Here is a 14672-nt window from a genome sequence, read left to right as displayed (position 1 = left end):
ATTTGTTGCTAGCGTTTAAATTTTGACAGATGAAGTAGAGTTTATTACGGCTTTAACCTAATGCATGGTGCTATCTGGTGATGTGTTAGACGCTCATTTCAACAAAATCCTTATCTTTTTCAAACCCAAGCTTGGGCTACTTGGAGTGATTGTTTCACTTTTAACTTGGCTAGTTAATGACTTTCTATCTTGGTTAAGACCTAACTCTACATCATCCCCTAACTCATAAAATTCACTCACGATTACTAAAACTCCTGGGAGATATAGCGATCGCCACTAACCTTTAAGCCTCCCGGTACAGGAGGCTTTTCTATATTCGGCAGACTTACACGCCATTCTCCTTAAACCACGCCAAAAGACGTTTCCAACCGTCCTTAGCATCTTCCTCGCGGTAGGAGGGGCGATAATCAGCAAAAAATGCATGGGGAGCATCGGGGTAGACGATGATTTCAGATTTGCTCCTGCTTTCCTTGAGGCGAGCGCGCATCTGTTCTACTGTATCAAGGGGAATACCCGTATCCTTCCCGCCATAAAGTCCGAGGACGGGGGCTTTTAAGGATGATGCAATATCGACGGGATACTTGGGCTGAAGTTCGTTAGCCTCGCCTACGAGTCGCCCATACCACGCTACACCTGCCTTCACTTGGGGATTGTGTGCTGCGTATAACCAGGTAATGCGCCCGCCCCAGCAGAAGCCTGTAATTGCCAATTTGTCGGCATTGCCCTTAGCTGATTTCACCGCCCAGGCTACCGTAGCATCAAGATCAGATAAGACTTGAGCATCTGGGACTTTGGCGACAATTGGACGAATGTCGTCTACACTGGTTAACTTCGAGACATCGCCTTGACGCACAAATAATTCCGGTGCGATCGCTAAATACCCTAGTTGAGCAAAACGACGAGCGACATCCTGAATATGCTCATGTACACCAAATATTTCCTGAATTACCAGAACTATAGGGAAATTTTTACCAGTAGCAGGTGCTGCTCTGTAGGCAGGAATTTCGCCATCTTTAACGGGAATTTTCACCGCACCAGCTACTAACCCCTTAGCATCGGTGGCGATGACTTGGGCAGAAATGGGTTGCACCGCTAGGGCAAAACCCGTTGCCAAGGTGGCAGTTGCAATAAATTTGCGGCGTGTTATTTCTTTCATCATCTCTACCTTGAATTGGCGAAAACTTGATTGTTGCTTATCCGTACAGTACTATAATGCGAATACTACGGTTTGCCAATCAGTTTACTGCAATACTGGCTGCGTTTGCTACCTCAGTTTTCGTCTGTAGACAAAGAGCGATCGCGAGCAAAATATAAGCAGAAATTAAAATTTATCCGAAACAGAATTCAGGAGTCAAGAGTGCGAATAAAGCCATGAATTCTTTATGACTGGCGGATATCCTTGCCTCGTAGAGAGCATCTTGATTCTGACTCTTGAATTCTGACTTTTGAATTCTTCTTCAACCATACTTTTTAAATTTGCAAAAAGTTAGCGATCGCTTGCGGTAATGGCAAAATAATTACAATCAACAAGGCCATTGCCAGTAATCCCCAAACGTCACGTTTGTTATCTAATTCACTAACATCATTCAGTGCAGGCTCATCAATCAACGGCATAAATAATAAAATAATTGCCCACACTAAAAATTCTTCCCGAATTAAAGCTAGTAATAGCAATAACAAACGAGCAATTTGACCAATTAGAAGCGCAGTTCGTTGTCCAAACATCGCATGGATAATGTGACCTCCATCTAGTTGTCCCACAGGCATTAAATTTAATGCTGTAACAATTAATCCGAGAAAACCTGCTACAGCCAACGGGTGCAGATCAAGGGCTGATTTTGCCGTTAATTGACTTCCCAAAGCTAACTTCGAAAGTAACGCCAATAAAATTGAATACTTGGGATCGAGGGCATCAGGATTCAAAATTCGGGTTTTTTCAGTGATGGAAACCACATCAGAATGAGCCAAGCCCCATATTAGTAATGGCAAGGTAACAACAAAGCCTGCAATTGGCCCAGCGATACTAATATCAAATAAAGCTTTGCGGTTAGGAATAGGACTACGCATCTGAATAAATGCACCAAAAGTTCCCAAAAAGAAAGGCACAGGAATAAAGTAAGGCAACGTCGAGCGAATATGGTAAAACTTTGCTGTCAAGTAATGCCCAAGTTCATGAATTCCCAAAATAGTCATCAGTCCTAAGGCATAAGGCAATCCCTTGAATAGGACATCTGGATCAGATAGAACTTTGAACAAAGAGCCAATTTTCCAGATAGGTGGCAGAGAAACACCAGCAATTTCCACTCCCACCAAGGTAGTAGTTAGCAAAGTAGCTGCTAGCAGCAGAAGTGCTAATCCTGGACGAGTCAAGCGTTCCTGATTGCGTCGTGGTGTATCTGTCTGTTTAGCAGCTTGAGTGTTGGGAACCAGGACAAAGAAAGGTTTGCCATTGAAACCTTCTTGAAAGATCAGCAGGAAGCGATCGCCAAATTGTGCTTCAATATTAGTTTTAATCTGCTGGTAAGCGTTGCTGGCTTGAGTTCGCAACTGACCACGGCAAATTACAGATTGGGGTCGATACTCAATATTTTGAACGTAGTAAACAGACCAAGGAAAACAATTTCGTAGTAGGGTTTCTTCTGTTGGCTCAATGGGACGCACTATTGGTTCTGGGGTAGGCTGGATAGTCGGTTGTGATTCTGAGGCTTGGGCTTGAGCTTCGTCGGTCTGTATATTTCTTGGTACTTGACGCCCCCAGTGAAACAATGTCCAGTAGAAAAGTGTACAGAGAAATATCGACCAGAGAATCAATCCTGGTGGCGGAGGTTGTTTTGCCCCGTAGATTAGCGTCCATCCACTCAACAGAAATGCTGGTGTCATTAAAACCAGCCACAACAACCATACTGGTGTTCGGGTGATGTGAGCGACGCTGCGCTGCACCATTAGATAAGTAGCTAGCCCCAGCAGGAGGATAAACAGAAACCAAAATGCCATGTTATCTTCAGTAATTTTGACAGAACGCTGCACCAGTAGCTTCAGCACCATAGCATTAACTACAAGGCAGACCTCAAATCCCAATTTTATAAGAGAAGGCAAAAGGCAAAAGGCAGGAGACAGGAGGGAAGAATTATGAATGAAAACTTTAGTTCACGGTATAAAACCCAGTTTAAAAAGAAAGGAAAATTGTATTGAGCGTCAAGCGCTGCCAGATACAACCTTTCACAGTCTAAGCCCCACACTTTTAAATGTGGGTAACTCCTGCCTCCTGAATCACAACGGTTAACAGTGCTGGTTAACGTTCAAGTTTCAACTCTTGAGAATTTCTCCACTGTAACCAGATTGTCCACAACTCCTCAGTTTCGGTTCTTTGATTATGCACCGTTTACCTCAACAGCCAAGTCATACAACTAAGCCACCACGGGCTGTCTTTCCTGACGAAGTTTCTCGCGGAGGTTCTCTGCAATCGGACTTCGCACAAGAGAGAATTTTTGCCTTTCCACCCAATCGGGACACATTAGGGGGAACCTCTTATCTTATTGTAAGAAATGAAGGCAATATCCTCATAGATTGCCCAGCCCTAGACCAAACAAATCAAGATTTTTTAGGGACGCATGGAGGCGTGCGTTGGTTATTTATCACCCATCGAGGCGCGATTGGCAAGACTGTTGAATTTCAGCAAACCTTTGACAGCGAAGTGCTGATTCAAGAGCAAGAAGCTTATTTATTACCAGGCTTAACCGTAACTACCTTTAGGCAAGAATTTAGTATCGATGCTGTAACGCAAGTGATTTGGACACCAGGCCATTCTCCCGGCTCATCTTGCCTCTACTACAGTGAACTTGGAGGGATATTATTTTCTGGTCGCCATTTACTCCCTAACCAGCAGGGAAAACTAGTACCATTACGGACAGCTAAAACTTTTCACTGGCCAAGGCAAATTCAAAGTCTGCGATTATTATTAGAACGTTTTACACCAGAAACTCTTCAGTATATTTGTCCTGGGGCGAATACAGGCTTTCTCAGAGGCAAGCGATTTATCGATCAAGCTTATCAACACCTCGCCTCTCTGGATTTATCAGCTTTGCTGCCGATACAGACCTCTTTAGGGGCAGGGGGGCAAGGTGATTCGAGTGAGAACTTTCAATAAGTTTTTCCTTTTGTTCCCAATTATTGTAGAAAAACATGGCGGAGCGATCGCAGTGAATTCTCAACTTGGCAAAGGAACTGAATTTGTGATTCAGTTCCCGTTATCGGCATAAGCTAGAAAATTACAGTTGTTAGTTATAGGATGAATGAGGGTTAACTTTGTCACATAGTTTTCTCAAAGAGATTTTATTCCTGTAATAACACTTTTAATTTTATAATTTTACAAAATTTAGTCTTGCGATGTCTACGACGGGCTACGCCTACGCTGATGGATGTAACACATGCTATAGTTAACGCCAACAGTCAGTTCAAATTTCCGCAAAGATTAATTAATTTATATGAAAACAAATATACACTCTATATCAAATGGCATAGTTCAAGAAATTAATAATCTTGATAATACGAGTATTTTAGAATTAAATAAAGAATAAATTATTAGCCTGTTTAAGGCTAATGGAATCTTACTTTTTAGAGGATTTGATGTTGATGTTGATATTTTTAAAGAATTTACCAATCTCTTGAGTAGCGATTTTATAAATTATGCTGGTGGTGCATTCAGTAGAAGGGTAATTAATGGAGATGATACTCTTTTAAGCGTCAATGATTTTAAGTCTGAGATTAAGTTGCACGGAGAAATGTATTATCAGCAGAATCTCCCCCTTATGCTGTGGTTTTTCTGTGCTAATCCACCATTACAAGATGGTGAAACTACGGTATGTGATGGCAGACAATTTTTTAATGAAATTAGTAGTTCAACCAAAGATTTATTCAGCAAAAAAAAGTTAAAGTTTACTGTTCGGATATCTCAAGAAGACTGGCAGAAAAAATACCAAACGGATGATTTGAATCAGTTAGAAGAAATGTGTCGCAAAAATAACACACATTTAACAGTAAATGATGATCAATCGATTCTACTTGAATATATTTGTCCAGCTATTATACCTAGCAGATGTGGAAAATATCAGGTATTTATTAATAGCCTATTGCCCACAAAGCAGTTAAGTCCAAAGATTCTTAATTTTGAGGATGATTCCGAAATTCCTGAAGAGGTTGTCTCTGAACTTAATGAAATTGCTGAAAAAATCACCACGGAAATTTCATGGCAAAAAAGCGATATTTTAATGATTGATAATACAAGGATACTTCATGGTAGAAGGTCTTTTGCTGATGATCAAAGAGATATTTATATCAGGCTATGTTCTCCAGCTTTTTCATTCTGATATTTTATTACAGCAGTTTTCATTTATTTGAATCACAGAAACCCAACATTTTCGGGCATTTGTTGGGTTTCACTTCGCCCAAAAATTTACCTCTGAGGTAAAGGAGTTTTAAATGGGTTATTGCTAGGTGGAAGAGTAGGTGCAAGTGGGTTAGCGCTAGGTATAGGAGTAGGCACTACTTTTTTGATGACTGTAATTGCAAATCCTCTTTGCTGGGGTTGTTGTTTACCAGATATATCATTTACTTGCAGTCCAATTTGAGGTGGGAAGGCTTGATTAACTGGAAGCTTGATTGAGTCAACTGGCTTAACATCATTGCCGTATGGCAGAAGTTTCACCTGAATATTTTCTCCCTCTACTCTCCAACTCAAAGTAGCAGATTCTCCTTCGTTAAGAACAAGATTTGGTTGCTCACTACCGTTGATTGTAAAAGAGACTATCTTAAATGGTTTCGGTAATATTCCAATCTTTGATTCAGTTTTTTTAGAACTAATTTTGCTACTTCCATTGTTAGGAAAAGCTTTTATTTCAAACGCGAAGTTTCCGGCTTTAGTTGCTAGCAGAGCAATATTTCTACATTGCAGTTGTTGATTTTGTTGTGTACACAGCTTTTGAAGTTTCGGGTCAGTAATATTACCTTGGTTAAATTTATAAGTAATTGGTTCACTGTATGATGTACCATCATCTGCACTACCAGCAATTTGAACTTGTGCTAGCAATAATGGGCGTACAATTGACCAACTTAAAAGAATATTTTGACCTTTTATATACTGTGGTTTATCAGCTTGGAAATTAATAACTTCGGCAATTTGTTTCTCAACTATTTCTACTTGGGTTATTTGCTTTGCTACTTGATTAGTTCGAGAAAATAACTGTATCCCATTTTTATAAAAGGCTTGTAACTCAAAAGTATAATTCCCTTTTGTTTTCACTCCCGTTTTAACATTGCTACAAATTAACTCTTCTTTCTCTTGCACCTGACAAGGAGGTATTTCATTAGCACTTCCTTTGCCCAGTGGTTCAGGAATGCCATTGTTAAACTCGTAGGTAATCGGCTGAACAGGTTGCGAACCTTTGGCCGTTAGAACCAACTTTTGTAACTGTTTATAGTGGTGAATGTCCCACTTCAAAGCAACCTCATCACCTTCAGTTATTTGAGAGTTATTTGCGCTAAAATTTTCTAATCTTAAAGGTTCGGGGTTTAAAATTCGCCAAATGATAAATCCTATTCCTCCCAATAACCCTAAAATTGCTAAAATTAACAGAACAAATTGCCACCAAGGGCGGGGTTTCCATACCAAAGTTCCTTGAGGCAATGTGTTAGGTAAAGGCAAATTTTGTTGGTCTTTGATATCGGTTTGAAAGTTTACCACTAGCCCTGCACCAAACCACGGTCGTCGCCACCAAGGTCTAGGTTTGACTGTCAAACTGCTAACAGCACCTCTATTAGGTAATAATCTGACTTCAGTTGGATCAAACTTATAAGTATATAGTTCTTCTTCGTCTCGACTTTTTAAGTTTAATATTAGTTGGCGGACAATATTGCCCCGATTAAGTAGTGATAATTCGTACTTGCCCAGACTACGGCTAACTTGTCCCAAAATGGTATTAAGTTCTATATCTAGGTGATAATTTGCCGGAATTTGAATGTATACCAAATCCAATAATACGAAGTCTGGAGAGTTTTCCGAATACAAGCGGATTGTCGGAGAATAGCTTCCCGCGAGGGTATCTCCAGGTGGGTGAAATTTCAACAATATTTGACCCTGAGTACCAGGATTTAGTTCTAGCGCAGTCACTTCAGACACCAATCCTAGCCCCTCAAATCCAGTTGTAGGATAATTAATTGTGAACCAGTCATCGTCTAAATCTGGGCAACTCAAGCGGAACCTATCTACCAGATAAGAGCGATTATCAACTATTACCTCCACTTGCAGAGGTTCACCAGAATTGAAAATTAGCGGTTTGTTGGGGTTGGTGTTAGGTCTAATGGAAAATGTCGGGTCGTTCAGCCGAATTGCTGTCTGTTCTTTTAGAAGAACCTTAATTTGGTTGGGAAAGGTTATGGGAGTGTCTTGGGGATAATGTAGAGGAGAATCTACGATTAGTGTATAGTCATAAGTTCCGGGTAGAGCATTTGCGGCAATTTGAAATTCAAATCTTACTTCGTCACTATTTTGCCCTGGAGCTAATGCTAAACTTTCTCTAGGAGAACTAGACCAACCAGTTAAGTTTTGAAATACTTCGTCAAAAACAAAATATAAATCAATAACTGCACTCTGATCTCCCTGATTGATCACGACAACGTAAAGTTCAATGGTATCTCCTGGCATCCCAAATTGAATTCCAGGTGGGTTAATAATAACTTGTAGTGGATTAAATTTAGCTTGCATATCATCGACTTCCTTATTTGATGCGGTGTAGTTTGACCTGAAAATCTTCACCACCACTCACAATCATGGTTCCCTGATTGGTTTTCAAGTCGATACTATTGATTTTTTTAGAACTTTGGTAAATTGTTTTACCTTCTGCTGCCTTTGTTTTGTCGAGTTGATGTTCGGGAGTTAAGTACCAAACCACCACTCGTCCATCATCGCCACCACTTACTAAGAGACTACCATCGTCACTAAATGCTAGAGTTCGCACAGATGTTTTTGATGCTGACCAACGGTCTATTGGTGAACAATTAAGTTCATTTACTTTTTCGAGTGGATTGGAATTTTTGATAGTTTGACACTGATTTAAATCCCAAATCGTAATGAAGCCCGCAGAATCGGAAGTTGCGAGGATTTTTCCTGTTGAGTTAGGAACAAAAGCTAATCCCCAAATATAGTCTTCACGTCCAACTAATGGGTCTAGTTTTTCTAGATTTTGCACTGATAAACCTGGCAATTGTTTATCAGATTGATTTGGATTCCACTGCCACAAGATGAAACGCTTAAAGTTTCCAGCAATTACTAGAGTTTTCGCATCTGGGCTGAGATTTAATGCCCGGACTTGGAAACCTGATAATTTTAATGTACTTTGTACGTCGATAACTTGCGGTTCTGGCAGAAAATCGCTGTTAGGCGCCGATCTTGACCATAATCTCACTTTACCACTGCCATAGCCACTGAATAAGTTAAGTGAGTTTGAGGTGAAAGCTAAATCAAAAACGCGATCGCCTTTTGCTTTAGGATCTTTAAGGTCTTGAAGTTCGCTAATTTTTACACCTGATGGCACATCTCTGAGTTCAATTACACCATTATCTAGACCAACAGCAACACGATTATTTTGTAATGGCATGAAGCGTAAGACTTCTACAGCGTCATCGTTAATCGCCATCAAGCCTTTGGGCTGTTGCTGTTGTTCACAAGCAATAGGCTGCCCAGAATATTTTACTGTGTCATCTGGATCTAAGCTATCAGTACCGATTCGCCAAAGCCTTAAGGTGCAATCATCTGAGCCACTAACCACAGATAAACCAATGCCACTAAAACGTACTGATTTAACAGAACGTGTATGCATTACATTGCTTGGCCTCAGTAATAATGCTAGGAGTGCGGCTAACAGTGCGATCGCAGCCAATTGTAGCCATAGAGGTATAATTGGCAGAGTTTCCACTTCTAATGTCTGCGTGGCTGGGTCTGTACTCCCTAAACGTTGGTCGGATAATTCAGATTTAGCCTCCAGCAATAGAGTTTTGCCGATTCCTATCCAAGGGCGTTTTGTTTTAACATCAAGGATGACCTTACTTGTCTCTCCTAAATGGAGATTAGCAGTTTCGGGCAGCTTTTTAAAACTGCATTTTCGCCAGTCTCTACCCTGCACCTGCACATTAATTTGCTGATTGAGGTTGCTAGCATTTTTAAATAGTAATTCAAAGGAAGCTGTATCAGATTTCCAGTCAGGCAACCATGCCGATTTACTGGGAATTTTAAGGTGTTTTTGGGTGGTGTTAAAGTCTATAAAACCCACAGGTAAAACTTCAATGTTACCTTCAGCATTAGTTGGATAACCGTTATTGCTAACAGCTTCAATAATAAAAGGGTAGTTTTGACTCGGCGCTTGCACTACAGAAGGAGGTTGGCATTGAAATGTGGCTTCTGCTAAACCACCCGGATCTAAAGATAATCGGCGTTCTGCACTGCTAGTTATCCAAGAAGGATTAACACCTGTAAAACGTAGCACCACATCAGTCGGTTGTTGCCCCAAGTTCCGCACCCGTACTGGTATATCCACAGAATTACGGGGATAAACTTGGAACTCTCGCACAGGCAATTCTACACTTAAATGTGTTGGTCTATTGTCTCGCTCGATTTTCAGGCGTAGCACAAGTCTGCACTGTTGTGCTAATTGCGGTGAAAAAATATTTACTATCAGGTTGACAGTACCGACAAATCCCGGAATGGGTGTATTAAATACAAAAACTTGGAATATGGTACTACTGCCTGGAGGCTTGGCTGCTGCAACCTCTGGTTCAAGTCTATACCAGTGGTAGCCTGTGTTTCTGGTTTCTCCGGCGGCGGTAATTTCTATCTGAAAATTGACAAAGCGATCGCTGTCATTATTGACAGTTACCTCAAATGATACAGGGGTATCACCTGGACGAAAGGTTAGATTCTGGGTAGAAAGACTGGCATTTATAACACTTTTTTCCATACTATTACTTATAATATTTTTTATATTTTGCACGACTAGCACTATTAAAAAATTAATGTCTACGAAAACGTGACCATAATTCTTTTGCTTTGATTGTCAAAATCTATATATCATTAAATGTGGTGTAACAAATCGGTCAACTTATAAAAGTCATTTTCAGAGGCGATCGCTAATGTAGAGACGTAGCACTGCTACGTCTCTACAAGGGTTCTGGATAACGCATATTTAATTTCTGGATAAATTAAAATCGCTGACCACTACCTAGATGTACTTTGCTTTCTCCCTGATCATTAATGCCATAGTCAGCCCGAATTAAGCCTAGTGGGGAATTTAATCGCACTCCAGCCCCATAACCAAAACCATAACCTGGTTTATCTCGCACACCCGCCGGATCTCCTAATACAGTATCACCAGAACCTAAGTCGGAAGCAAAGTCGGCAAACAAAACACCGCCAACGATTGGTAAGACAGGAAAACGATATTCTGCCGAAGCCAACACATAACTGCGCCCACTCCCAACGTCTCCAGAATCGTAACCGCGTACTGAATTGGAACCACCCAAGTTAAAGGTTTCGTAGGGCGGTAAATTACCAAGGACGGTACCAGCTTGCAGATTCACCGCAAATACTTGTGGCTGTTTAGTGTTAAATAATTGGACTGGCAAATATTGGCTGTAATTGGCTTTCAGGCGATTAAGAGAAATATTACCTTCACCGATAGGCACAGATTGTTCTGTACTCAGACTCAAAACGGAACCTTGAGTTGGATTGAGGGGATTATCTCGTTGGTCTTTGGTGGCGGTGAAGGATACGGTAGTTAGGTCATCAATGCCAGTTCCACTCGCAGATAGGGGATTGCCCTGAGCATCGGTTGAGGTAATATTACCTTGGCGATCGCGAATACTAATTCGGGTATAGTTTAATCCTAATGAGGTATTCCAGTCATCAATTGGTCGCTGTAAGCTGACACCACCGCCAATTTGACCTTCTCGCACTTTGTCGCCGTTAGTTAGCTTAATCTTGTCATCAAAGGTTTCCGAAAGTTCCTGACTACGAAAACCATTTACAGTGTAGCCCAAGCGATCGGGGTTAGTTGTCCGATAAGGACTGATAAATTTGCTATTAAATTGCAAGTCTCGGCTACTTACACCGACATTCACACCTAAAGTATCATTAACACCGCCGACATTCTGATCTTGATAGCTGATTGTGCCTGTTAATCCCTGATCGGCATTGTAACTACCACCCACGTTAACACCACGCGCCCCAGTTTCTTTGAGTTGGTAGACTAAATCTAGTTTTGTCGCATCCCCTTCTAAAGCGACATTCACACTTTCAAATAAACCAGTACGATATAGCTGTTGTATATCTTGTTTAACTACATTTTCTTGGAAGATTTGACCGGGTTTTAGTTTAAGTTGCTGTTGTAGGAAATCTGGTTTGGTGCGTCCTCCGACGGGATTACCTTGACTATCAACAGTTTTTCCCTCATCGTTGAAAAAGCGAAATTTGATATTACCCACCAAACCTTCAGCGACATTTACAGTCAGGATGCCTTCACGACTGGGTTTAATTGATAACACCCGCGCCAAGTTATAACCATTGTCGGCGTACCACTTGTTAATCTGTGCTACTGCTTGCTGGAGTCCAGCCGGACTGATGGTGGTTCCAATCTGAGATTGTAAACGTTGTTGAGCTATCTGGTAAGTAAGTACTTTAGCACCAGATAATTGCAGCGATTGCACAATCGTCGGTTGCACTTGGTATACTACATTCAATCCAGCAGGTGTGCTGCGGCTATTCACACTGACATTGCTAAATAAACCTGTATCCAAAATTGCAGTTACATCTTTTTGTAGCTGGCTTTGGCTGGTTTCTCCACCAGCCTGAGTTTTAATTACCTGGCGAATAATTTGCTGCAATTCTTGATTGGCTCCCACTATCTGTACATCTGTAGCTGTGAGTACTAAATCGTTTTCAGTAGCAGGGGTTTTGGGGGATGGCGAAAGGGGAGCAGGGGAAACAGGGAGGATAACTTGGGAAATTAACTCTTTTGCTGACTTTAAGACTACTGGGGAATTTTTTGTTGTACCTGTTTGCACGGCGACGGGATTTTGAGAAAATTGTTGTGCAACTATAGTTTCTGGAGAAGCAATTGTTTCTACTCGTGCGGGAGTGTCTTCAATTATCGGCACTACCAAATTACCAACTTTTGCAGTTGGAGTAACGGTTTTAGCAGATGCAGCCGTAGCTTGCTGAGTGACATTGCCAGCAGCTAAAGTAGCTAAAGTCAAAATTGCAGTAGCAGAAACTCGCATAATATTTAACCTAATTAACTGGGAATTAGTTGTAGAGAGGCTAGTGAATAGCGATAATACTAACTTCCAGCTTCTTCGCCGATTTCCCTATTTATACCTCTTACCCAAACAGACAGTTAATTTTGAGATTTTGTTTCTTATGAGTAATGTATCGCGGTTATCCCAAGCTTCTAACTTTCAAGGTGCAACTTCTCCTTTGCGGTTACTTGTATTAAGTAATGGTCATGGAGAAGATATGATTGCTGTTCGGATTTTGCAAGAACTCCAACGACAATCAAACCCACCAGAGATATTTGCTTTACCTCTGGTGGGTGAAGGACGCGCTTACCAACAGTTGGATATCCCCGTTATCGGTTCAGTCCGCACAATGCCTTCTGGTGGCTTTATTTATATGGATAACCGCCAATTAGTGCGCGATGTACGCGGTGGTTTATTGCAACTTACACTCAGCCAGATTAAAGCTGTCCGTCGTTGGGTGAATTCTCAAAAAAAATTAGGTAATAAAAGAGCAATTTTAGCTGTGGGAGATATTGTGCCACTGTTGTTTGCAACTTTTAGTGGCGCTAACTATGCTTTTGTCGGTACGGCAAAATCTGAATATTATGTGCGCGATGAAGCTGGATTATTACCACGGAAATCCAAAGATGCGCGTTGGGAAAACTTCTCTGGTTCAGTTTATCATCCTTGGGAACGTTGGTTAATGAGCCGTCGCCGTTGTAAAGCGGTGTTTCCTAGAGATGCGCTAACGGCTGAAATATTAAAACAATGGCCAATTCCAGCTTTTAATTTGGGTAATCCGATGATGGATGGTCTAGAACCGACCTTTTCACGGCAACAATTTTATAGTCAGGATGCTCAACAGCAAGAGACTGTGCGGCCTTTTGTGCTTACTCTTCTTCCTGGTTCTCGTCCGCCAGAGGCATATAATAACTGGGAAACAATTATGATTGCCGTATCTGCATTGATGGCAAGTTTCCAAGAGCGAAATTCGATCTTTTATACTTCTAAAACAGTAGTACTTTTAGGTGCGATCGCTCCTGGTTTAGACTCTAATATTCTATCCCAAAGTGTCCAATCTCAAGGCTGGCGCACTGAGTCAGCATCTCCTATCAAAATTTCTGACCCAAATATATTGACATTTAAACAAAGAAACGCATACCTCTTACTGACACAACAAGCATATAATGATTGCTTGCATTTGGGAGATTTAGCGATCGCAATGGCAGGTACAGCCACAGAACAGTTTATCGGTTTGGGAAAACCTGCGATCGCAATTCCCGGTAATGGGCCGCAATATAATCCTGCCTTTGCCGAAGCTCAAAGTCGTCATTTAGGCTCATCGTTGATTTTAGTTGACCAACCAGCAGAAGTAGCGAAAGTTGTACAATCTCTATTCAAAGATCCTGATATTTTGCAAATTATTGCCGAGAATGGTCTACGACGTATGGGTAAACCGGGAGCCGCACTACGTATTGCAGAATGTTTACTAGAACGATTGGCTTAAAGTATTGGGTATTAGTCCCTAGTCCTTACTCCCTTATGCTACCAACCCAGAACGTAAGGCCCTCACAGCAGCTTGGGTACGATCATCGGCACACAGTTTATTTAGAATATTGCGAACGTGGGTTTTCACAGTACCAACTGTAATGTAGAGTTTCTCGGCAATTTGCCCATTGCTACACCCAGCTACAATCAACTCTAGGATTTCCAATTCCCGTTGAGTCAGGGGGTATGTTTCTAGAACTTGCTCGTATTCTGATGCCAGCGCCTCAATTTTTACAGTCTTCGGCGTTTTATCAGAACCTTGGCTTTCTCCAGGAATACCTTGGCGCATCTTTCGCAATACCACATTGGCGATCGCCGGATCAATCCAAGAGTTACCGCCGTGAGTCGCTTGGATCGCGTCAGTTAATTTACTGATACTTGTTTCTTTCATGTAATAAGAATCAGCACCCGCTGCGAAAGCTGCGAGTACAGCATCCTCTGTATGATCCATTGTGAGGATGAGAATCTTTGTTCCTGTCTGCCCAGTTTCCGCTTGGTGGCGTTTAAATTTCCGGGTGAGTTCAATACCATCCATGTCAGGCAAACCGATATCCACAACAGCTACATCTGGCTTTGCCGTTTCTAAAAGTTTTAATCCTTGGGTAGCATTTGCTGCTTCGCCAATTACTTTTAATGCGCTGTGAGCCTGTAGTGCTGCTCTTAGCCCCATTCGCGTTAAATCATGATCTTCAATTAAAATAATGCTAATTTCACTCATCGCTACACTCGCTATTATGCTGTTTGCATCTTTCAAAGTATTACTTTTTGTACGTGCTATATTTTATTTTCCCAAACCAAAGATA

General features: G+C 41.3%; 10 protein-coding genes. 4 read left to right on the top strand and 6 right to left on the bottom strand.

The window, feature by feature from the left end:
- Positions 1–325: 325 nt before the first annotated feature.
- Complete coding sequence (locus H6G97_RS12730; protein WP_190941008.1) at positions 326–1156, bottom strand: dienelactone hydrolase family protein; 831 nt, start codon at positions 1154–1156, stop codon at positions 326–328.
- Positions 1157–1470: 314 nt separating this feature from the next.
- Positions 1471–2994: a site-2 protease family protein gene (locus H6G97_RS12725; protein ID WP_190941007.1), complete on the bottom strand. Its 1524-nt coding sequence runs from the start codon at positions 2992–2994 to the stop codon at positions 1471–1473.
- A gap of 379 nt (positions 2995–3373) precedes the next feature.
- Here H6G97_RS12725 and H6G97_RS12720 point away from each other — a divergent pair, with 379 nt between their 5' ends.
- From H6G97_RS12720 to H6G97_RS12710, 3 genes are all read left to right on the top strand, one after another.
- Complete coding sequence (locus H6G97_RS12720; protein WP_190940962.1) at positions 3374–4147, top strand: MBL fold metallo-hydrolase; 774 nt, start codon at positions 3374–3376, stop codon at positions 4145–4147.
- Complete coding sequence (locus tag H6G97_RS54745; protein WP_190940961.1) at positions 4131–4259, top strand: HAMP domain-containing histidine kinase; 129 nt, start codon at positions 4131–4133, stop codon at positions 4257–4259. Before H6G97_RS12720 ends, H6G97_RS54745 begins: the two co-directional genes overlap by 17 nt.
- Before the next feature lie 318 nt (positions 4260–4577).
- Positions 4578–5366, top strand: a complete 789-nt coding sequence (locus tag H6G97_RS12710) for a TauD/TfdA family dioxygenase (RefSeq protein WP_338421681.1) — start codon at positions 4578–4580, stop codon at positions 5364–5366.
- 86 nt (positions 5367–5452) lie between these two features.
- On the opposite strand, the gene H6G97_RS12705 is transcribed toward H6G97_RS12710, so the two are convergent.
- The 3 genes from H6G97_RS12705 to H6G97_RS12695 all read right to left on the bottom strand — a co-directional run bounded on the left by H6G97_RS12705 (position 5453) and on the right by H6G97_RS12695 (position 12324).
- Positions 5453–7759, bottom strand: coding sequence for a COG1470 family protein (locus H6G97_RS12705; protein WP_190940960.1), 2307 nt, complete (start codon positions 7757–7759; stop codon positions 5453–5455).
- A gap of 13 nt (positions 7760–7772) precedes the next feature.
- Positions 7773–10007 carry a hypothetical protein gene (locus H6G97_RS12700; protein WP_190940959.1) on the bottom strand — a complete coding sequence of 745 codons (2235 nt, stop codon included), beginning with the start codon at positions 10005–10007 and terminating at the stop codon, positions 7773–7775.
- Positions 10008–10248: 241 nt separating this feature from the next.
- Positions 10249–12324, bottom strand: coding sequence for a BamA/OMP85 family outer membrane protein (locus tag H6G97_RS12695; RefSeq protein ID WP_190940958.1), 2076 nt, complete (start codon positions 12322–12324; stop codon positions 10249–10251).
- Between the two features lie 139 nt (positions 12325–12463).
- Here H6G97_RS12695 and H6G97_RS12690 point away from each other — a divergent pair, with 139 nt between their 5' ends.
- Entirely contained in the window at positions 12464–13828 is a 1365-nt protein-coding gene (locus H6G97_RS12690) for a lipid-A-disaccharide synthase-related protein (protein WP_190941006.1), read from the top strand.
- A 33-nt stretch (positions 13829–13861) separates the two neighbouring features.
- Here H6G97_RS12690 and H6G97_RS12685 read toward each other — a convergent pair whose 3' ends face one another.
- The gene (locus tag H6G97_RS12685; protein ID WP_100898979.1) at positions 13862–14587 is read right to left on the bottom strand and encodes a response regulator transcription factor; all 726 of its coding nucleotides are present in this window, start codon (positions 14585–14587) and stop codon (positions 13862–13864) included.
- Positions 14588–14672: the final 85 nt, after the last annotated feature.

The organism is Nostoc flagelliforme FACHB-838, assembly GCF_014698065.1.
Classification (GTDB): Bacteria; Cyanobacteriota; Cyanobacteriia; order Cyanobacteriales; family Nostocaceae; genus Nostoc; species Nostoc flagelliforme_B.
The sequence above is the reverse complement of the archived record's forward strand: the minus strand, read 5'-3'. Positions and strand labels throughout refer to the sequence as shown.